The sequence below is a fragment of the Myxococcales bacterium genome, from assembly GCA_016717005.1.
Classification (GTDB): Bacteria; Myxococcota_A; Polyangia; order Haliangiales; family Haliangiaceae; genus UBA2376.
The window spans coordinates 1206163-1226204 of record JADJUF010000037.1 but is presented as its reverse complement, the minus strand read 5'-3'; the positions used below and the strand labels follow the sequence as shown (position 1 = coordinate 1226204).

At 76.1% G+C, this 20042-nt stretch carries 17 protein-coding genes; 14 read left to right on the top strand and 3 right to left on the bottom strand.

Annotated elements, in window-relative coordinates:
• Positions 1–192 precede the first annotated feature (192 nt).
• On the bottom strand, positions 193–1728 hold the full coding sequence (locus IPL61_28970) for a glycosyltransferase family 39 protein (protein ID MBK9035242.1): 1536 nt from the start codon (positions 1726–1728) through the stop codon (positions 193–195).
• A 41-nt stretch (positions 1729–1769) separates the two neighbouring features.
• Between IPL61_28970 and queC the strand changes: the two genes are divergently transcribed.
• The 7 genes from queC to IPL61_28935 all read left to right on the top strand — a co-directional run bounded on the left by queC (position 1770) and on the right by IPL61_28935 (position 9513).
• Positions 1770–2450, top strand: a complete 681-nt coding sequence (gene queC, locus IPL61_28965) for a 7-cyano-7-deazaguanine synthase QueC (GenBank protein MBK9035241.1) — start codon at positions 1770–1772, stop codon at positions 2448–2450.
• A gap of 36 nt (positions 2451–2486) precedes the next feature.
• On the top strand, positions 2487–3575 hold the full coding sequence (locus IPL61_28960) for a hypothetical protein (GenBank protein ID MBK9035240.1): 1089 nt from the start codon (positions 2487–2489) through the stop codon (positions 3573–3575).
• Between the two features lie 1011 nt (positions 3576–4586).
• Positions 4587–5348, top strand: coding sequence for a hypothetical protein (locus IPL61_28955; protein MBK9035239.1), 762 nt, complete (start codon positions 4587–4589; stop codon positions 5346–5348).
• Positions 5349–5630: 282 nt separating this feature from the next.
• A complete protein-coding gene (gene ftsW / locus IPL61_28950) occupies positions 5631–6869 on the top strand; it encodes a putative lipid II flippase FtsW (GenBank protein MBK9035238.1) in 1239 nt (412 codons plus the stop codon).
• 118 nt (positions 6870–6987) lie between these two features.
• Positions 6988–8658, top strand: coding sequence for a CotH kinase family protein (locus IPL61_28945; GenBank protein ID MBK9035237.1), 1671 nt, complete (start codon positions 6988–6990; stop codon positions 8656–8658).
• Positions 8659–8686: 28 nt separating this feature from the next.
• Positions 8687–8935, top strand: a complete 249-nt coding sequence (locus IPL61_28940) for a hypothetical protein (protein MBK9035236.1) — start codon at positions 8687–8689, stop codon at positions 8933–8935.
• Positions 8932–9513: a hypothetical protein gene (locus IPL61_28935; GenBank protein MBK9035235.1), complete on the top strand. Its 582-nt coding sequence runs from the start codon at positions 8932–8934 to the stop codon at positions 9511–9513. Before IPL61_28940 ends, IPL61_28935 begins: the two co-directional genes overlap by 4 nt.
• Here the strand turns inward: IPL61_28935 and IPL61_28930 are convergent, their stop codons facing one another.
• Positions 9514–9927, bottom strand: coding sequence for a hypothetical protein (locus IPL61_28930; GenBank protein ID MBK9035234.1), 414 nt, complete (start codon positions 9925–9927; stop codon positions 9514–9516).
• 388 nt (positions 9928–10315) lie between these two features.
• Between IPL61_28930 and murG the strand changes: the two genes are divergently transcribed.
• The 4 genes from murG to IPL61_28910 all read left to right on the top strand — a co-directional run bounded on the left by murG (position 10316) and on the right by IPL61_28910 (position 15663).
• Complete coding sequence (murG, locus tag IPL61_28925) at positions 10316–11404, top strand: undecaprenyldiphospho-muramoylpentapeptide beta-N-acetylglucosaminyltransferase (protein ID MBK9035233.1); 1089 nt, start codon at positions 10316–10318, stop codon at positions 11402–11404.
• A gap of 150 nt (positions 11405–11554) precedes the next feature.
• The gene (locus tag IPL61_28920) at positions 11555–13840 is read left to right on the top strand and encodes a protein kinase (GenBank protein ID MBK9035232.1); all 2286 of its coding nucleotides are present in this window, start codon (positions 11555–11557) and stop codon (positions 13838–13840) included.
• Positions 13837–15354 carry a sigma 54-interacting transcriptional regulator gene (locus IPL61_28915; GenBank protein ID MBK9035231.1) on the top strand — a complete coding sequence of 506 codons (1518 nt, stop codon included), beginning with the start codon at positions 13837–13839 and terminating at the stop codon, positions 15352–15354. Before IPL61_28920 ends, IPL61_28915 begins: the two co-directional genes overlap by 4 nt.
• A gap of 9 nt (positions 15355–15363) precedes the next feature.
• Positions 15364–15663, top strand: coding sequence for a hypothetical protein (locus IPL61_28910; protein MBK9035230.1), 300 nt, complete (start codon positions 15364–15366; stop codon positions 15661–15663).
• 12 nt (positions 15664–15675) lie between these two features.
• Here IPL61_28910 and IPL61_28905 read toward each other — a convergent pair whose 3' ends face one another.
• Positions 15676–17355: a DUF4157 domain-containing protein gene (locus IPL61_28905; protein MBK9035229.1), complete on the bottom strand. Its 1680-nt coding sequence runs from the start codon at positions 17353–17355 to the stop codon at positions 15676–15678.
• Positions 17356–17494: 139 nt separating this feature from the next.
• On the opposite strand from IPL61_28905, the gene IPL61_28900 reads away from it, so the two are divergent.
• From IPL61_28900 to IPL61_28890, 3 genes are all read left to right on the top strand, one after another.
• Positions 17495–18001 (top strand): GNAT family N-acetyltransferase, encoded by a 507-nt coding sequence (locus IPL61_28900; GenBank protein MBK9035228.1) that lies wholly within the window; start codon positions 17495–17497, stop codon positions 17999–18001.
• A 134-nt stretch (positions 18002–18135) separates the two neighbouring features.
• The gene (locus IPL61_28895) at positions 18136–19554 is read left to right on the top strand and encodes a UDP-N-acetylmuramate--L-alanine ligase (protein MBK9035227.1); all 1419 of its coding nucleotides are present in this window, start codon (positions 18136–18138) and stop codon (positions 19552–19554) included.
• 89 nt (positions 19555–19643) lie between these two features.
• A complete protein-coding gene (locus tag IPL61_28890; protein ID MBK9035226.1) occupies positions 19644–19991 on the top strand; it encodes a hypothetical protein in 348 nt (115 codons plus the stop codon).
• The last annotated feature ends 51 nt before the right edge of the window (positions 19992–20042 follow it).

The following is a 20042-nucleotide window of genomic DNA, read 5'->3' as shown; positions in this document are numbered from 1 at the left end:
GGATTGCAAGCGGACCGGTGCTGGCTCGTGCGATGTGTCGAGGCATCGGTGCGGCGGCTGTCCCGGGACGTCGCACTGGCGAGGTGGGAGCCGGAGCCGGAGAGCCGGAACCGAAGTCGGAACTTCCAGCAGGCCGCGGCCGCCGGCCCGGGTCAGCGGGTCAGCGGGTCAGCGGGTCAGCGCGTCAGCGCGTCAGCGGGTCGGCCACCGGCGCCAGTAGCGCGCCATCGGCTCCGGCACCTGGGTGAGCACCCAGGCCCAGGTCGCGTCGGGCACGAGCACCAGCCCGCTGGGATCGCGCGGGTGCAGGCCCAGCGGCGGCACCATGCCGGGCTGATCGTGCGCGGCCCGCAGCGCGCGATCCAGCGCAGAGCCCAGGCCGATGACGTTGCCCGCGAGCAGGCGCCACCGTCGGGGCGCCGGCACCGGATCGGGCCGCAGCCGCACCGGCAGGCGCGCGTACCACGCGACCATGAAGCCGAGGTGACGCTCGGACGTGATCACGACGGCGTCGGCGGGCAGGCGCCCCGGCAGCGCGACCATCGCCGCGACCATCGCCGGGTGGGCGTAGACCACGCCCTCGCGCGGCTCGGGCTCGACGACGGCGACCCGCACCAGCAGCGCCGGCACCACGACCGCCAGCGCGATCCAGCGCGGGCGGCCGGCGAGCGCGCGCCCGATCACCGCCGCCGCGACCAGCGCCGCCGGCGCGAACACCGCGACCCGCAGCCGGAAGCCGATGCCGTCGGGATCCCCGATCGCGAGCACCGGGATCGCGGTCACGAGCACGACCGCGACCGCGCCCCACGTCGCCGCGCGGTCGGCCGGCCGCGCCGCCCACCGCGGCAGCCCGCGCACGCGCCCCGCGGCGATCGCGAGGGCGATCACCGCCAGCGCCAGCGCCACCGCGATCGGCGTCTGATCGCCGAAGCGCAGCTCGAACGCCGCGCGGCCGCGGTGCGGCACGTGCATCGCCGGCAGGTGCCACTGCGCCTCGCCGCCGAGCGCGTCGCCCAGCTCGGCGAGATCGCGGCCGGCGACGAAGCGATCCGGCGCCAGCGTCCCGAGCGCCAGCGCCGCCACGGCCAGCGCCGCGACGCCGATCGCCAGCGACCGCGTGGCCCGGCGCGCGCCCAGGCGCGCCCGCAGCTCGACGACGACCGCCGGCGCGAGCACCGCCAGCACCAGCGCCGCGGCCATCTTGTGGGTCAGGACCGCCGCCAGCGCCGCCAGCGCCGCCGCCGCGACGCGGGCCCGGCTGGGCCGCTCGAGCGCCGCCAGGCCCAGCCAGATCGCGCCGAGCGCGACCGCCAACCCCACGCCGTTCTTCACGAATTCCAGGGACAGATAGAACGAGCCGCCGCTGGTCGCGACCACGACCGCCGCCGCCAGCCCGCCCGCGACCCCGCCGAGGCGCCGCCCGATCCCGAACGCGGGCACCGCCGCCAGGGCGCCGGCGAGCGCGGCCACCAGCTTGACGCTGGTGATCACATCGGCGAACCGCGCCACGAGCGCCATCAGGTAGAACGTCAGCGGCGCGGCCGGGTAGGCCAGCTCGCCGCGCTCGAGCAGCGCGCGGACCTGGATCGCGTAGTAGTAGCCGTCGATCCCGACCGGGTGCGGCGACGCGGTCAGGACCTGCCAGCGGTGCCACGCCGACCACGCCACGAGCGCGGCCAGCGCCAGCCACGGCGCCACGGCGGTCGCGCGATCGCGCGCTTGCGTCACAGGCCGAGCCTACAGCGTCGCGCCGGTGCTACAAGGGAGCGGTGCCAGCAGCTGTCGTGCTTCTGTCGGGCGGGCTCGACTCGACCACCGCCCTCGCCATCGCCCTCGCCGAGGGCCGGACCTGCTACGCCCTGACCGTCCGCTACGGTCAGCTCCACGCCTGCGAGCTCGCGGCCGCGACCCGGGTCGCGCAGGCGCTCGGCGTCGCCGAACACCGCGTGCTCGAGCTCGACCTCGCGCCGCTGGCCCGCTCGGCCCTGACCAGCCCCGATCTGGCGGTGCCCAAGGATCGCTCGCTCGACGAGATCGGCGCGCCCGGCGACGTGCCGCTCACGTACGTGCCGGCCCGCAACACGATCCTGCTGGCGCTGGCGCTGGCGTGGGCCGAGTCGCTCGGCGCCGAGGAGCTCTGGGTCGGCGTCAACGTCCTCGACGCGAGCGGCTACCCCGACTGCCGCCCGGTGTTCATCGACGCGTTCCAGGCCCTGACCGACGTCGCGACCCGCGCCGGCGGGTTCCAGGTGCGCGCGCCGCTGATCGCGATGACCAAGGCCGAGATCATCGCCACCGGCCGGCGCCTGGGCGTCGACTACGCGCTGACCCACTCCTGCTACGACCCGATCGGCGAGCTCGCGTGCGGGCGCTGCGACGCCTGCCACCTGCGGCGCAAGGGCTTCGCCGACGCCGGCGTCGACGACCCGACCCGCTACGCCACGACTTGACGCCCAGGCGGTCGGCGAGCGACGCTCGCCCCTTCGATGAAACTGGGCACGCTGCTGCTGCGCAACGCAGCGATCTCGCTATCGCAGCTCGAGAGCGGGCTGCGGACGCAGGTCCTCTACGGCGGGCGCCTGGGGACCAACCTGGTCGAGCTCGGCTACCTCGACATCGACGCGCTCGGCGATCAGCTCGGCGAGCTGTACCAGATCCCGTCGGCGACCCGGGCGCTGCTCGACGGCGCCCCGGCCGAGGCGATCAACCTGATCAGCGCGCGCACCGCCGCCACCCTGGGCGTGATCCCGCTCGGGCAGCTGCCGCCGTTCGTCGACGCGCTGGCGGTGGCGATGATCGATCCCAAGGACGACCACGCGATCGATCAGCTCGCCGACCAGACCGGCATGGCGATCACGCCGTACATCGTGTCGGAGCTGCGCGCGCTCTACTACCTCGAGAAGCACTACGGCCTGCCGCGCCAGGCCCGGTTCGTCCGGCCCGGCACCCGCAAGAGCACGAGCAACCCCGATCGGCGCCGCACCCAGCCGGCCGGGGGCATCGTGACGCCGCCGCCGGTGCGGCTCGAGCCGCGCCGCAAGAGCGGCAACGTCGCGGTGCCGGCGCCGCCACCGCCGGCGCCGCCGAAGGTCGCGTTCGCCGAGGCGTGCGATCGGATCGACGCGGCCCACCACCGCGACGAGATCGCGGCGACGCTGCTCGAGTTCGCCGACGGCCGCTTCCCGGCGCTGGTGCTGTTCCTGGTGCGCGACGGCAACGCCCTGGGCTGGCGCGCGTTCACCGAGCGCCCGCTGGCGCGGCCGATCGCCGAGCTGGCGCTGCCGATCGGCGGCTCGTCGGCGCTGCAGTGCGCCAACGACGATCTGCGCCCGTTCCGCGGCCGACCGCCCGCGGCGGCGCAGCCGACCGAGCGCGCGCTGTGGGAGTTCCTCGAGGTCGCGCCGGCGGCCGAGGTCGCGGTGGCGCCGGTCGCGGTGCGGCAGCGCGCGGTCAACCTGATCTACGCCCACCCGCGCGGCGATCGGTTCGAGGGCGCGGTCATCGACGAGCTGTGCGAGCTGGCGGTGCGCGCGTCCGAGGCGTACGTGCGGCTGATCCGGCAGGCCAAGGGCTGAGCCGGACCTTACGCACGCCTGACGCGGATCGCGCCGCGGCGCGCGTATCACGGACGCATGCACCTGCCCCCCCCCCCCCCCCCCCCCCCCCCCCCCCCCCCCCCCCCCCCCCCCCCCCCCCCCCGCCCCCCCCCCCCCCCCCCCCCCCCCCCCCCCCCCCCCCCCCCCCCCCCCCCCCCCCCCCCCCCCCCCCCCGCCGCCCCCCCCCCCCCCCCCCCCCCCCCCCCCCCCCCCCCCCCCCCCCCCCCCCCCCCCCCCCCCCCCCCCCCCCCCCCCCCCCCCCCCCCCCCCCGCCCCCCCCCCCGCCCGCCCCCCCCCCCCCCCCCCCCCCCCCCCCCCCCCCCCCCCCCCCCCCCCCCCCCCCCCCCCCCCCCCCCCCCCCCCCCCCCCCCCGCCCGCCCCCCCCCCCCCCCCCCCCCCCCCCCCCCCCCCCCCCCCCCCCGCCGCCCCCCCCCCCCCCCCCCCCCCCCCCCCCCCCCCCCCCCCCCCCCCCCCCCCCCCCCCCCCCCCCCCCCCCGCCCCGCCCCCCCCCCCGGGGCCCGCCGCCCCCCCCCCCCCCCCCCCCGCCCCCCCCCCCCCCCCCCCCCCCCCCCCCCCCCCCCCCCCCCCCCCCCCCCCCCCCCCCCCCCCCCCCCCCCCCCCCCCCCCCCCCCCCCGCCCCCCGCCCCCCCCCCCCCCCCCCGCCGCCCCCCCCCCCCCCCCCCCCCCCCCCCCCCGGGCCCCCCCCCCCCCCCCCCCCGCCCCCCCCCCCGCCCCCCCCCCCCCCCCCCCCCCCCCCCACCCCCCCCCCCCCCCCGGGGCCCCCCCCCCCGCCGCGCCCCCCCCCCCCCCCCCCCCCCCCCCCCCCCCCCCCCCCCCCCCCCCGGGCCCCCGGGGGGCCCCCCCCCCCCGGCCCGCCATCCGTGGATGGGGCTCTTGCCCGACGACGTCTACACCGGCCTGCCCGGCGGCGCGGTGATCACGCGGCGGTGACGCGCGCGGGCCGCGGGGTGTAGATTCCGCTGCGCCGCGATGCGTCCGCCCGAGCTCCGCTTCGGCCCCTGGCGTCCGCGCTGGTCTGACTGGACCGGCCTGGGCGTGATCCTCGACGGGCTGGTCCACGATCAGCCCGAGGTCGCGGCGCCGGCCGACTACGTCGACCTCGTGCTGCTGACGCCGGATCACCGGGCCGCGTTCCTGGCGCTGATCGACGACGCCGGGCTCGTGGTGTGCAGGAACGTCGGCGGCGCCGACGCCACCCACGCCGAGGTCCGCGGGCGCTCGAGCCGCGGCCGGCTCAGCCCGAGCGAGCTGTACCACCACGACGGCTGCGCGGGCCCGACCAAGCCGCGCGTCGTCGAGATCCGGTGCCCGTACCAGCCGGTGCCCCGGGCGATCGCCACCGCGATCGCGCCGTTCCACACCACCGTGCACGCGATGCTCGAGGTGCTGTCGCCCGAGCTGCGCGGCGCCGACCCCGAGGTCGTGGCGTGGCACGCGGCGCTCGCGGCCGACGGCGCGCTGCCGCTCGACGCCTACGACCGGGCCCAGGGCGCGATCAACCGGATCACCCGGGTCGCGATGTCGGCCGAGGCCACGCGCGCGTACTTCCGCGCCGTCGACGCGCGCGCCGGCGCGTACCGCGAGCCGTGGACGATGGGCGAGAGCCGGTTCATCGCCAACAGCAACCCCGGCCGCACGATGCAGCACCGCCGCGCCTACCTCGAGCCGCCCGGCCCGCCCAACGGCCACCTGATCAAGCGCTGGCCCGACGGCCCCGCCATGCACGAGTAGCGCCGCCGGGTCGCCCGCCGACGGCAGCTGATCACGCGCTGGCCCAGAGCCCGCGATGCACGAGTAGCGCGCACCGCCCCCCCCGGCCACCTGATCACGCGCTGGCCCGAGGGCCCCGATGCACGAGCAGCCCGCCGGGGCCGCCCAACGGCCACCTGATCACGCGCTGGCCCGACGGCCCGGCGATGCACGAGTAGGCCGCCGCGCCGCCGCGGCGTCGTCACGCCCGCGCCGCCGAAAAGTTGCCCCGCGCGCGCCAGTCGGCACGATGGCCTGACCTCCGTGCTGCCTGCCACCCTCGTGTCCGAGCCTCCGGTCGAGCGGGCCCCGCCGCTGGCGGCGCAGGCGGCGATCGCCGACGTCAGCGAGCGCCCCTACGACCTCGTGCTGGTCGGGACGATCCTGGCGCTGCTCGGGGTCGGCACGATCGAGATCTACGCGGCGACCGCGGCCGAGGCCATGGCCCGCCACGGCGACCCGGCGTTCTTCCTCAAGCGCCAGATCGTGTTCCTGGCGCTGGGCGCGTTCGCGATGTTCGCCGCGGCCCACATCGACTACCGCCGGCTGCGCAACCGCGCCTACTCGCTCCTGGCCTGCGCGCTGCTCGCGCTGGGCGCGACCCTGGCGATGCCGTCGCTCAACGGCGCCAAGCGCTGGCTCCTGCTCGGGCCGCTGTCGTTCCAGCCGGTCGAGCTCGCCAAGCTGGCGCTGATCGTCTACCTGTCGCACAGCCTGCAGAAGAAGGCCGACAAGGTGAAGACCTTCACGATCGGCTTCGTGCCGCACCTGGTCGTGTGCGCGCTGATGATGGGCCTCTTGCTGATGCAGCCCGACCTGGGCTCGTCGATCATCCTCGGCACGACCACGCTGATGATGCTGTTCGTCGCCGGCGCCCGGGTCTCGTACATCGTGCTCGCGGTGCTCGCGGCGCTGCCGGTCGCGTACCAGCTCGTCGTCGGCACGCCCTGGCGCATGCGCCGGTTCATGGCCTACTTCAACCCCGAGGCGTTCAGCGATCGCGAGGCCTACCAGATGGTGCAGGCCCACGTGTCGCTCGGCTCGGGCGGGCTGTCGGGGCTGGGCCTGGGCAACTCGCGCCAGTCGCTCGGCTACATGCCCGAGGGCCACAACGACTTCATCCTGGCGCCGATCGGCGAGGAGCTCGGCTTCATCGGCGTCGCGGTCGTGCTGGGCCTGTTCATGGTGCTGGTCTGGCGCGGCGTGCGCGCGGCGCTGGGCGCGCGCGACACCTTCGGCGGCTACCTGGCGTTCGGCATCACCGCGATGTTCGGCCTGCAGGCGCTGCTCAACGCCGGCGTCGTGTTCGGCGTCGTCCCCAACAAGGGCATCACCCTGCCGCTGGTCAGCTACGGCGGCACCTCGCTGATCGTCACGATGTTCCTGGTCGGCCTGATCCTCAACGTCGGGCGCCGCCGGCCGCCGCCGGTGCCGACGCGCGAGCTGGTCAACCCCGACTACGCGCGCAAGAAGCCGCAGCGCGTCCGCGTCGTGGTCGCGTAGGGAGCGCCCGGCGCGGGCGGCGTCGGCCCCGGCGACGGTCAGGCGGTGGGTCATGACCCCGAGCGCGCGCGACGATGCGCCGCGGTGACGCCGACCCGGCCGCGCGTAGATTGCGGGGGTGCGGACCTGGTCTGTGCTGGTCGGTGTGGTCGCGGCACTCGCGGCGTGCGGCGGCGACGGCCGCGACGGCCCGGACGGTGGCGCGCGCGACGGCGGCCCGGACGGCGGCGGCCCGGCCGCGCCGCTGGATCCGGCGGTGCTGCACGCGGTCGCGATCGACATCGCGCCGGCCGACGTCGACACGTTCGACACCGATCCCACGGTGCGGGTGCCGTGCGACGTGCGCTGGGACGGCGCGCTGCTGGCGCGGTCGGCGTGCCGCAAGAAGGGCAGCGGCGGCTCGGTCGACGCGGTCGTCGGCAAGCCGGCGTTCTCGATCAAGTTCGACGAGCTGGTCGCGGGGCAGAAGCTCGGGCCGTTCGACAAGATGGCGCTCGACAATGCGCTGCAGGACCCCAGCCTGCTCCACGAGCACGTCGCCTACGAGGTGTTCCGCCGCGCCGGCGTGCCTGCCCACCGCACCGCGATGGCGCGGCTGATCCTCAACGGCGAGCCGCGCGGCCTGTACGTCGCGGTCGAGCCGGTCGACAAGGAGTTCCTGCGCGATCGCTACGGCGCGACCAGCGGCGGCGGCAACCTCTACGAGTCGCCGTCGGCCGACTTCGCGGTCGACCCCGACGGCATGGATCTCAAGGATCCGGCCGGGCGCAGCCGCGCCGATCTCGAGGCCGCGGCGGCCGCCGTGGTCGGCGCGAGCGACGCCGGGTTCGCGACCGCGGTCGGCGCGCTGATCGATCTCGACGAGGCCACGCGCTTCATCGCCGCCGAGCTGGCGCTGGCGGCCGAGGACGGCTTCGCGCTCGGCCGCAACAACTACTACCTCTACCACCGCCCCGACACCGACCGCTTCGTGCTCCTGCCCCACGGCCAGGACGTGATCCTGGGCAACCCGGCGCTCGAGCCCGACTACCCGCCGGCGGCGCGGCTGGCGGCGCGCATCCGCGCGATCCCGGCGCTCGCGGCTGCGCTCGATCAGCAGCTGGCCGCGGCGGCGGCGCCCGGCGGCGCGCTCGACGACGACGCCCTGGCCGCCCACGTCGACGGCGTCGTGGCGCTGGTCGGCGCGCTGGCGGTCGACGACGACTTCACCGTCGGCGACATCGCGACCTTGACCCGCGAGGCCCCGGTGGTGAAGGCCCAGCTGGCGTGGCGCGCGGCGCTGCTGCGCGGCGCGGCCGCGGCCCCGCGGTGCGGCGACGGCGTGGTCCACGTCACCGAGCAGTGCGACGACGGCGGCACCGCCGACGGCGACGGCTGCGACGCCACCTGCCGCCCCGAGTGCCGCACGATCGTCGCCACCGCCGCCGACGGCGGCGCCACCTGGCGGCTGTGCCCGGCGGCGATCGATCAGCCGAGCGCCGCCGCGGCGTGCGCGACCGGCGGCGGCGCGCTGCTCGTGCCGGCCAGCGCCGCCGAGGCCGCGGTGCTGGCGCGGGTGGTGCGCCGCGAGCTCGGCTCGGCCGACGTGTGGCTCGGGCTGACCGACGCCGCCGTCGAGGACACCTGGGTCGACGCCCGCGGCGCGCCGGCGCCGTACCTCGGCTTCACCGGCCGCGAGCCCACCGGCGGCACCTCGGAGAACTGCGCGGTGCTCGACACCGGCACCGCCGGCGGCTGGCGCGACACCAGCTGCGACGCCGGCTACCCGACCTTGTGCCGCCGGCCGTGACTGGCGGCGCGCCTGCTATCCTGCCGAGGTGCAGCCATCCGACACCAGCCCGGCCATGGCCGCCAAGCAGCTCGAGCTGCTCCGGGCGGCGGGACCTTCGCGCCGGGCGGGGCTCGCTCTTCGACTCTCGGCCGCCTTGATCGACTCGTCGCGGCGGACCATCGCGCGTCTGCATCCGGAGCTCGACGAAGAGGGCGTTCGGCTGCTGTGGGTCGAACACCACTACGGCCGGGAGCTGGCGGATCGCCTCCGCCAGCATCTCGCGGCGCGCCGATGACCGCGGACCTCGCCGAAGCGCTGGCGCCGGTGGCCGACCTGCTCGAAGCGCTCGGCGTGGCCTACCGCGTCGGCGGCTCGATCGCGAGCTCGGCGCTCGGCATCGGCCGGTCGACGTTCGACATCGACCTGGTGGCCGACCTCGCAGGACGGCACGTCGAGGCGCTGGTCGAAGGGCTCGGTGAGGCCTACTACGTCGACGGCGACATGATCCGCGACGCGATCCGACGGCGCTCGTCCTTCAACGTGATCCACCTCGCGACGATGATGAAGGTCGACGTGTTCATCCTGAAGGATCGCCCGTTCGACCAGGCCGCCTTCGCCCGGTCGACGGCGTCGACCCTCGACGAGCACCAACGCCGGGTCTATCCGCTGACCACCGCGGAGGACATCATCCTGCACAAGCTCGAGTGGTATCGTCTCGGGGACGGCGTGTCGGAGCGCCAGTGGCAGGATGTCCTCGGCGTATTCCGGGTCCAGGGGGCGACGCTCGATCGCGCGTACCTCGAGCGTTGGGCCAGCGACCTCGGTGTCGCGGATCTGCTCGCGCGCGCGTTCCGCGAGGCCTTCCCGGGGTGACTACAGCACGCCGCGCAGCACGCCGTAGGCGATGATCGCCAGGCCCGCGGTGTTGAGCACCGCGTTGATCGACGCGAGCAGCCAGCCGGTCGACTTCTCGGCGAACTGATCGCCGGTGCCCTTGAGCCAGTTCACCACGCCAGAGAGGTCCTGGAACACCGACGCCAGCACCACCAGCCACGCCCCGGTCGCCGCCGTCGTCTTGCCGAGCACCGCGAACGACATCGCGAAGCCCAGACCCAGGAGCATCAGGCCCTCCTGCAGCGACACGGTGTGCGCCACCAGGAGCCAGTGGTGCCTGGCCATCGGCTCCTTCATGCGCTTGATCGACAGCACCCAGCCGAGCACGAACGCCAGCACCAGGTTGAGGACGCCGCCGAGGACCAGCACGCGGATCGCATAGGGGGCCTGCATCGATGCGCATCGTACGCGAGACCCTGCCGCGTGGATCGCGCCCGGCCGCGGGCCTCGCGCCGCGGCGGCGGTCCGCCACGCTGACCGCGGCGACGACGGCCTGACGCTCAGCCGGCCAGCGGCGCTCGCGATCGCGCTGCGCGTAGCCGGGCGGCGGGTCGGCGCGCCAGCCGGTGCCCAGCTCGGCGGCGAGCGCGCCCAGGGACGCGTCGAGCGGCGGGTGCGCGAACCCGAGCTCGGCCACGGCCCGGGCCGGCTCGACCTGGGACATCCACGCGGTCGACCGCGCGACACCTGGCGCACGACCAGGCCGGCCTCGACCAGCGCTTGCCACCGGACGCCTGCGCAGCACTACCGCGCGCGATCGGCCCGCGGTAGCGTCGCCGCCATGCGCGTCCTCATCGCCGGCGGTGGCACCGGCGGCCACCTGTTCCCCGGCGTCGCGATCGCCGAGGAGGTCCGCGCGCGCGATCCCGACGCCGCGGTCCAGTTCGTCGGCACCGCCCGCGGCATCGAGGCCCGGGTGCTGCCCGAGCTCGGCTGGGACCTGGCGCTGGTCCAGGTGTCGGGCCTCAAGACCGTCGGCGCGCTCGGCGCGATCAAGGGCCTGTTCAAGCTGCCGCGCGCGCTGTGGCAGGCCCGCCGGATCGTCAAGCGGTTCAGGCCCGACGCGGTCGTCGGCGTCGGCGGCTACGCCTCCGGGCCGGTCGTCCTGATGGCGCGCCTGCGCGGCGTGCCGACGGCGATCTGCGAGCAGAACTCGATCCCCGGCTTCACCAACAAGCTCCTGGGCCGCGTGGTGCGCCGGGTGTTCCTGTCGTTCGAGGAGAGCCGCCGGTTCTTCAAGGCCAAGAAGATCGCGATGACCGGCAACCCGGTGCGGCGCGAGCTGGCCGCCAAGCTGCTGGCCGCCGGCGCGACGCCGCGGCCGACCGACGCGCCGCTGGCGGTGCTGGTGAGCGGCGGCTCGCTGGGCGCGGTCGCGGTCAACGACCTGGCGTCGCAGGCGCTGATCGTGCTGGCCGGCGCGCGGCCGCTGACGATCGTCCACCAGACCGGCACCGCCGACGAGGCCCGGATCGCCGCGCGCTACCGCGACGCCGGCGTCACCGCCGAGGTCAAGGCGTTCATCAAGGACATGGCCAGCGCGTACCAGCGCGCGGATCTGATCGTGTGCCGGGCCGGGGCCACCACCGTCGCCGAGCTCGCCATCGCCGGCAAGCCCGCGATCTTCATCCCGTACCCGTTCGCCGCGGACAACCACCAGGAGCTCAACGCCCGGGAGATGGCGACCGCCGGCGCGGCGCTGTCGTACAAGCAGGCCGACCTCACCGCCGCCGCGCTGGGCGCCGCGATCGCGCCGCTGCTCGACGACGCCGACCGACGCGCGACGATGGCCGCGGCGATGCGCGCGCTGGCCCGGCCCGGCGCCGCGGCCGCGGTCGTCGACTGGTGCGCGGCCCCGGGCCAGCGCTGACGCCGGCGGGGTGAGCCGCCCGGCCCGCGGCCGGGAAGAACCGCAGGTATACTGCGTCGTGCGATCGCGATGGACCCTGACCAGACCGCGGGCGGACCGGGACACCCCGGGGCGGCGACCATCTCCAGCGATGGCGGGGCGGTCGTGCGCGTGGTCGCGCCAGCGACGGCGGTCGGCACCGCGCTGACCAGCGGCGTGGTCGTCGCCGAACGCTACCAGGTGGTGCGCCTGCTCGGGCGCGGCGGCATGGGCGAGGTCTACGCCGCGCACGATCGCCTCCTCGGGCTCGAGGTCGCGCTCAAGACCGTGGCCGCCGAGCGCGGCGGCGCCGCCGCCGACCGGCTCGACCGCGAGCTGACCCTGGCGCGGGCCATCGCCCACCGCAACGTGTGCCGGATGTTCGACCTCGCGGCCGACGCCGCCGGGCGCCGCTTCGTGACGATGGAGCTGGTGCCGGGCGAGACCCTGGCCGAGCGCCTGCACCGCGGCGCCCTCGATCCCAGCGAGGCCGGCGCGATCCTCGACGACCTGATCGCCGGGCTCGGCGCGGCCCACGCCGCCGGCGTGATCCATCGCGACCTCAAGCCGGGCAACGTCATCCTCGCGCGCGACGCCGCCGGGAGCCGCGCGGTCATCACCGACTTCGGCCTGGCGCGCCACCAGGACGACGCCCGCGAGAGCGTCACCGACTTCGCCGGCACGCCCGCGTACATGGCGCCGGAGCAGCTCACCGGCCGCCGGGTCACGACCGCGGTCGACGTGTACGCGCTCGGCGTGGTCGCCTACGAGCTGCTCACCGGGCACCTGCCGTTCGAGCACCCCGACGACGTCACCAGCCGTGGCCTCGGCCGGCTCGCGGCACCGGTGCCGAGCGTCGGCGCCGCCGGCGGCCGCGACGCGCGGCGGTGGGACCACTTCATCCACGCGTGCACCGCCCTCGACCCCGGCGCGCGCCCGGCCACCACCGCGCTGGCGCACCTGCGGACCGCGGCCCCACCGCGGCGCCGGGCCCGCGCCCTCGCGCTCGGCGTCGGCCTGGCGATCGTCGCGGCGTCGACCGCCACCGCCGCGGTCGCGCTGCGCCCGCACCCGGCCCCGGCCCCGCGCCGCGATCGCGGGGCCCGGGTGCCGCTGGCGTTCACCGTCGGCGGCGTCGGCCGCGACAACGTCAACGCCGTCGCCTGGCACCGCCACGGCGATCTCGTGCTCGGCGGCTACGCCGGGCCCGGCGGCACGCTCGCGGGCCGCGGCCTGGTCCGCGATCCGACGCTCGAGCGCAGCGCCTGGGTCGCGCGCACCGACGACCGCGGCCGCCCGCGCTGGGTCTGGCGCACCGCCGGCGCCCACGACGCCCGGGTCGTCGACGTCGCGGTCGCGCCCGACGGTGACGTCGTCGCGGTCGGCTGGTACTACGACGAGGTCGACGTCGGCGGGCAGGTGCTGCCGCGGCCGCCGCAGGACGCCGACGGCTTCGTGATCCGCCTCGACGGCGCCACCGGGGCGCGCAAGTGGGCGCTGGCCCTCGGCGCGCACCACGCCGGCGCGCCGCGGGCGGTCGAGGTCGACGCGGCCGGCGACGTGTACGTCGCCGGCGAGTACGGCGGCGCGACCACCTTCGGCGGTGACGCGATCGCCGCCGACTCGGGCGGCACGCTCGACGCCCGCGCGCCGTTCGTGCTGGCGCTCGACGGCGCCGGCCGACGCCGGTGGCTGGTGGCGGCGCGGGGCCGGGCCGCCCGGATCTTCGGGCTCACCACCGACGGCGCCCGGGTCTTCGTCAGCGGCATCGTCTGGGGCGGCACCTACGTCGGCGACCTCGAGCTGGGCGCGCGCTCGATCGGCGATGGCGTCGTGCTCGCCCTCGACGCCGGCACCGGCGCGGTCGCGTGGACCCACCGATTCGACAGCGCCCAGGCCGCGACCGCGATGGGCGCCGTGGCCCGCGCCGGGCGGCTGGTGGTGACCGGCAACTTCCGCTACGAGGCGACGTTCGCCGGCGTGCGCCACGAGACCGCGGGCCCCTTCGGCGCCTGGGTCGCCGACCTCGATCCCGGCACCGGCGCCGAGCGCTGGTCGACCGCGGTCACCGGGCCGGGCATGGCCAACCCCAGCGACGTCGCCCTCGACGACCGCGGGCACGCCTGGGTGGTCGGCAAGTTCACCGACGAGGTCGGCGTCGGCGACCTCCGCCTCCGCAGCGGCGGCGGCGAGGACGGGCTCGTGCTCGAGCTCGACGGCGCCGGGCGCGCGCTCGGCCTCGAGCAGCTCGGTGGCCGCGGCGGCGAGCGCCTCCGGCGGATCGCCGCCGGCCCCGACGGACGGCTGGCGATCGGCGGCCACTACGTCGGGCGGCTGCAGGCGGGCCGCTTCGACCTGATCAGCCGCGGCGACGCCGACGGCCTCGTGCTCGAGCTCGACCCGAAGGTGACCCGATGACCGCGCCCACGATCACCAGCGCCGGCGCCGCGCCGCCGACGCCCACACGCCTGCGCCGGCTGGTGGTCGTATCGACGCCGACGCCCGCGCCGCGCACCCACGTCACCGTCACCCACGACCTCGCGCTCGGCCGCGAGCTCGACGGGCCCGGCCTGGTGCTGCTCGACCCCGAGTGCTCGCGGGTCCACGCCCGCGTGCTGGTCGCCGACGACGGCGTCGACGTCGTCGACTGTGGCAGCCGCAACGGGGTGTTCGTCGACGGCGTCCGCGTCACGCGCCACCGCCTCGAGGCCGGCGCGGTCCTGCGGCTCGGCCAGAGCTTGCTGGTGTTCGGCGACGACGAGGTCATGACCGGGGTGCCGCCCTTGCCGGAGTCACCGCGGCTCCGGGGCGGCAGCCTCGCGATGCAGCACGTGCGCGGCCAGATCGCGCTGGCGGCGCCGCGGGCGCTGCCGGTGCTGGTGCTGGGCGAGACCGGCGTCGGCAAGGAGCGGGTCGCCGAGGAGCTGCACCGCCAGAGCGGCCGGCCCGGCCCGTGGGTCGCGGTCAACTGCGCGGCCCTGCCGGTCGAGCTGGCCGAGAGCGAGCTGTTCGGGCGCGTCGCCGGCGCGTTCACCGGCGCCACGCGCAGCGACGGCCTGTTCGTCGCCGCCGATCGGGGCACGCTGTTCCTCGACGAGGTCGGCGAGCTGCCAGCGCCGGTGCAGGCCAAGCTCTTGCGGGTGCTGGTCGACGGCGAGGTCCGCGCGGTCGGCGCGAGCGCCACCCGCAAGGTCGACGTGCGCATCGTCGCCGCGACCCACCGCGCGGTCGACACCGCCGACGGCGGCTTCCGCGCCGACCTGTTCGCGCGCCTGGCCGGCTGGGTCGTGCGGGTGCCGCCGCTGCGGACCCGGCGCGACGACATCCTGCGCCTGGCCGTCCGCGACGACACCGCGCTCACCGCCAACGCCGCCGAGGCGTTGCTGCTGCACGACTGGCCCTACAACGTGCGCGAGGTCGAGCAGGCCATGCACCAGGCCCGGATCCTCGCCGGCGCCGCGCCGGCGATCGATCTGCCGCACCTGCCCGAGGCCATCCGCGCCGCGCTGCCAGCGCGCCCGGGCAGGGCGCGCCGCGCCCGCCGCCGCTGGCGGCGCGCATCGATCGCGGCCGCACGCCCACCGCCGACGAGCTGCGCGAGGTGCTCGACCACGTCGACGGTAACGTCACCGCCGCCGGCCGCTTCTTCGGCAAGGATCGCCGGCAGGTGTACCGGTGGATGGCGCGCCACGGCCTGCGCGGCACCGACGCGTCCGCCGACGACGACGGCGATGATGACGGCGACGGCGACGGCGACGGCGGGGGCGGCGGCGACGGCGGGGGCGGCGGCGACGGCGGGGGCGGCGGCGACGGCGGGGGCGGCGCCAAGGCGCGCGCCGGCGGGGATCGCGGCGACGACGCCGGGGATCGCGGCGACGACGCCGGGGATCGCGGCGACGCCTCATCGTGACCGCCGCGCACCGCCGCGGTAGCGTCCGCACATGTCGCTCCGCGCCGCCGCCCTCGCCGCCGTCCTGGTCACCGCGTGCGGCGGCCGCGAGCCCGACGACTGCGCGGTCTACGCGCGGCGCGAGTTCGAGTGCGGCAGCTACCCCGCGCGCGAGCGCGCGATCACGCTCAAGCTGTCCGAGGGCTTCTGCCGGGAGATCAAGCGCGGCAACCCCGAGCTGCAGGGCCTGCCCGGCGTCAAGGCCGGGCCCGGCTGCGCGACCTCGACCACGACCTGCGCCGCGTTCCTCGACTGCATCGCCCAGGCCGAGGAGCCGCCGCCGCCGCCGTGACCCGCGTCGTGATCAGCGCACGCGGGGCTGCGGCGCCTCGCGCGCCCGCCGCGCACGTTCCTCCTCGGCGCGGTCCTCGGGCCGCGGCTGGCCCCGCGGCGGGGCCTCCCGCCGCGGCACGTCCGGGGCCGGCACCACCGGCGTGTGGTCGCGCCAGTGCTCCGGCCGCAGCTCCTGCTTGAGCATCTCGTTCACTTCTTTCTCGAGGTCGTCGGCCATGATCAGCCGCAGGCCCGCCTCGAGCAACGACGCGACCTCGCGCAGCGTCGCCGCGACGCCCCAGACGATCTCGCCGCACGCGGCGAAGGCGGTGACCGCGACGCCGGCGATCGCGCCGGCCACCGGCCCGACCTCCTTGGAGGCGGCGTCGTACGTGTCGAAGCCGAGGTCGAGGCTGTCCTTGCCGTGCCACGAGTCGCCCTTGGCCAGCAGCTCGGCGCCGGCCGCGCGCAGCTGCAGCAGCGCCGCCGCCAGCCCCGTGACCCCGGCGACCCGCGTCAGGCTCGCCAGCGAGCTCACGCCGCTCGCGAAGCCGAGCACGCCTTGGTCGAACTGGAGCATCGCCTCCATGTGATCGCCGCGGGTCTGCGCCTTCGAGAACTTGTCGACCCCGTCGTAGATGTTCTTGGCCCCGCCGATGATCCCGAGAATGGCGAGCGTCTTGTCGGCGACCTTGAGCCCCTTGGAGAGCCGATCGAGGGCCTTGGGCGACAGCGGCGGCTTCTTCGCCGCAGCCGGCGGCGGCGCGCCCTTCGCCACCTCGGCCTCGAAGTTGATCCGCGGCTTCGGCGCGGGCAGATCCGCCGGCAGGCGGCCGGCCGGCGCCGCCGGCGCTGACGGCGCTGACGGCCTGGCCGTGAACAGATCGTCGGGCGCCATCTGGGCGCGCTCGAGGGTCGGCGCCATCAGGTGCGCGGCCTCTTGATCGAGCCCCCACTCCTGCCCAACGGCGCCGGCCTTGCCGAGCACGTACGCCAGCGCGTCGTCATAGATGATCCGGTTGACCCTCGAGGCCTCGAGCTTGGCGTCGACGGCCTTGACGGCGTGGTACGCGAGCTTGACCGCGGCCAGGCCGCTGACCGCGTCGCGATCGCCGGGGACGTTGCCCGCGCCCCTGCCCGCGCCCGCGCGCGGCTCGCCGTCCTTGCGCTGGATCGCCCGGCGCGCGCCGCCGCCGCCGCCGCCGCACTCGGCCAGCAGCGCCTCGGCCGAGCGGCCGGCCACGACCGCGTCAGCGACCGCGTCGGCGTGGCGCTCGTAGGCGTCGCCGGCGCGACCGATCCCGTCGCGGAGCTGCACGCCGCCGCGCTGCTGGACCACGTGCGCGGCCTCGTGGGCCGCGGTGTGCAGGTCCGGCGCCGACGCGAACGCCACCGCGTCGCCCGACGCGTAGGCCTGGGCGCCGAGCTCGGCGCACGCGTCGGTGGCCGGCCCGCCGATGAACGCGCCGACCCCGCTGAGATCGTAGGTGAAGCCGAAGCAGCGCTCGATCTCGGCCGCGTACGGCAGCGACTGCCGCGGGCCCTGCATCCCAGCGGTGGCCGCGGCGTGCTGGGCCTCGGGGCTCGTGGCGGGCGCGGCGCCGCCCTTGCGCTGCAGGCGCGAGGTCAGGGTCACCTTGCCGGGCGCCCGGGGGAACGATGGGCTGGCGTCGGCGTGATCGGGCGCCGACGCGTGCGAGCGGGTCCTCATGTCGACGAAGTCGCCGGGCGCGGCCAGATGATCCCGGGCGTCGGACGATTTCTGGCACGCCGGCCCAGGCGCCGACGCAGACGCCCTGACGCGCGGGGCCGTCGAGTGCACGCCGGCGTCCCGGTGGCACAATGCGCCCATGGTGCGCGAGGCCCGGCCTGACGACGCGGACGCGATCGCGCGCGTGCACGTGGCCAGCTGGCACGCGGCGTACCAGACGCTGATCCCGGCCGACCGGCTGGCGGCGTTCACGGTGCGGGTTCGGGCCGCGGCGTGGCGCCACAACCTCGAGACCGGCTCGGTGCGCGCCGCGGTGTTCGAGGACCCCGGCGGGGTGCGCGGCTTCTCGGCGGTGGGCCCCAGCCGCGATCTGATCGGCTGGGGCGAGATCTGGGCGCTCTACGTCGATCCGTCGATGTGGGGCCGCGGCGTCGGCAGCGCGCTGTTCGCCGACGCGCTCACGGCGCTGACCGAGCGGCGGTTCGACCAGGTGTTGCTGTGGGTGCTCGAGGGCAACGAGCGCGCGCTGCGGTTCTACCAGGGCGGCGGGTTCGTCCTCGACGGGACCCGCAAGGTCGAGAGCGGGCTGCCGCAGCTGCGCCTGCGTCGCTGGCCGCCGACCGCTCGGGCGAGCTCGGCGCGCTGACGCCGGCTCGGCCAGGCACGGCCCCGCGCCCCCGGCCGCCGGTTCTGGTATGTACGCTCCACGCGGCACAAACCCGCGCGCCCATGCGTTCCACCCGCGTGCGCCACCCCCGCCCGCTCGTCGTCGAGGTCCCGATGTTCCGCAAGCCTGACACCAAGATCCACTTCGTCGGCATCGGCGGCATGGGCATGTGCGGCCTGGCCGAGGTCCTCGCCAACATGGGCTACAAGGTCTCGGGCTCGGACACCAACGACTCCGAGATCACGCGCCACCTGTCGGAGATCGGCTGCGCGGTCAAGCAGGGCCACCGCGCCGACCACCTCGGCGAGTCCGACGTCGTGGTCGTGTCGTCGGCGATCAAGGACTACAACCCCGAGGTCGAGGCCGCGCGCGCCCGCCAGATCCCGGTGATCCCGCGGGCCGAGATGCTCGGCGAGCTGATGCGCATGAAGTTCGGCATCGCGGTCGCCGGCGCCCACGGCAAGACCACGTCGACGACGATGATGCACACGGTCATGATGGCGGCCGGCCTCGACCCGACCGCGGTCATCGGCGGCCGCGTCAACTCGCTGGGCCTGGCCAACGCCCGCTGGGGCAAGAGCGACTACCTCGTGGCCGAGGCCGACGAGAGCGACGGCTCGTTCCTGACCCTGTCGCCGACGCTGGCGATGGTCACCAACATCGACGCCGAGCACCTCGATCACTACGGCACCTACGACAACGTCAAGAAGGCGTTCGCGTCGTTCTGCAACCGCGTGCCGTTCTTCGGCATGAGCGCGCTGTGCCTCGACAACGCCGGCGTCCAGGAGGTGATCCCGCAGCTGACCAAGCGGTTCACCACCTACGGCGTGTCGGCCCAGGCCACCTACCGCGCCCGCAACATCCGGCCCGACGGCCTGGTCACGCGCTTCGTCGCGTGGCGCCGCGCCGACGAGCTGGGCGAGGTGGTGCTGCCGATGCCCGGCCACCACAACGTGCTCAACGCGCTGGGCGTGCTGGCGATCAGCGACTTCCTCGACATCCCGTTCGCGACCTACGCCGGCGCGATCGCCAAGTTCGAGGGCATCCAGCGCCGGTTCACCGTCCGCGGCGAGGTCGGCGGCATCACCGTCGTCGACGACTTCGGCCACCACCCGGCCGAGGTCCGCGCGACCCTGTCGGGCGCGCGCGCGTCGTTCGCCGGCCGCCGCATCATCGCCGCGTTCCAGCCGCACCGGTTCACCCGCACCCGCGATCAGTTCGCCGAGTTCGCGCGCAGCTTCTACGACGCCGACAAGGTGGTCGTGTGCGACGTGTTCGCCGCCGGCGAGAAGCCGATCGACGGCATCTCGTCCGAGGCGCTGGTGCGCGCGATCAAGGAGGCCGGCCACAAGGACGTCTCGTACGTGGCGCGGCGCGAGGACGTCGCGCCGTGGCTGGCCGAGCAGGCCAAGGGCGGCGACCTGATGATCACGCTCGGCGCCGGCAACATCCAGCTGTCGTGCAACGAGGTGATCGAGCAGCTCGAGAAGACCCGCGGCGCGGCGACGAGGAAGAACCTGGTCCGGATCTGACGTGGCTGGTCGGAGAATTGCGGTGCGACGCTTGACCGCAGCCGGTGCGTGGCTTGAACATCGGTCCCTCAATCCAAGGGGGACGCTTCATGAAAAACCGCGACCAAGTCGTCACTGCGCTTCTGTGTATGTTCGTTCCGTTCTATTCGCTCTACTGGGCTGTGAGCACCAAGAACGAAATGAATCAGCGCCACGGCACAACTGTGCCGACGGGCTGGGTCCTGCTGATCCCTGTGATCGGCTTCTTCTGGTTCACGATCTCGTGGTGCGGCGCGGCAGCGAAGGTCCACGGCAAGTTCGGCACGTTCGTCGGCTGGATCCTCTTCGCGATCCCGGGAGCCGGTCCCTTCCTCGGTCCGTTTCTTCACCAGGGCGGGTTCAACGAGGTCGCCGCTCGCGGCGGCGCGCCCGGCATGGCGATGCAGCAGGCGGGCTGATCGGCCTGCTCGCCGTCGCGCTCACGGCGACGGCCTGTACGTCACCGCCGG

Bases quoted from the DNA above. Each gene is read 5' to 3' on its own strand.
- IPL61_28890 (MBK9035226.1), top strand. From the start codon at position 19,644: ATGAAAAACCGCGACCAAGTCGTCACTGCGCTTCTGTGTATGTTCGTT.
- IPL61_28895 (MBK9035227.1), top strand. From the start codon at position 18,136: ATGTTCCGCAAGCCTGACACCAAGATCCACTTCGTCGGCATCGGCGGC.
- IPL61_28935 (MBK9035235.1), top strand. From the start codon at position 8,932: ATGACCGCGGACCTCGCCGAAGCGCTGGCGCCGGTGGCCGACCTGCTC.
- IPL61_28930 (MBK9035234.1), bottom strand. From the start codon at position 9,927: ATGCAGGCCCCCTATGCGATCCGCGTGCTGGTCCTCGGCGGCGTCCTC.
- IPL61_28905 (MBK9035229.1), bottom strand. From the start codon at position 17,355: ATGAGGACCCGCTCGCACGCGTCGGCGCCCGATCACGCCGACGCCAGC.
- IPL61_28960 (MBK9035240.1), top strand. From the start codon at position 2,487: ATGAAACTGGGCACGCTGCTGCTGCGCAACGCAGCGATCTCGCTATCG.
- IPL61_28915 (MBK9035231.1), top strand. From the start codon at position 13,837: ATGACCGCGCCCACGATCACCAGCGCCGGCGCCGCGCCGCCGACGCCC.
- murG (MBK9035233.1), top strand. From the start codon at position 10,316: ATGCGCGTCCTCATCGCCGGCGGTGGCACCGGCGGCCACCTGTTCCCC.
- IPL61_28910 (MBK9035230.1), top strand. From the start codon at position 15,364: ATGTCGCTCCGCGCCGCCGCCCTCGCCGCCGTCCTGGTCACCGCGTGC.
- IPL61_28955 (MBK9035239.1), top strand. From the start codon at position 4,587: ATGCGTCCGCCCGAGCTCCGCTTCGGCCCCTGGCGTCCGCGCTGGTCT.
- IPL61_28900 (MBK9035228.1), top strand. From the start codon at position 17,495: ATGGTGCGCGAGGCCCGGCCTGACGACGCGGACGCGATCGCGCGCGTG.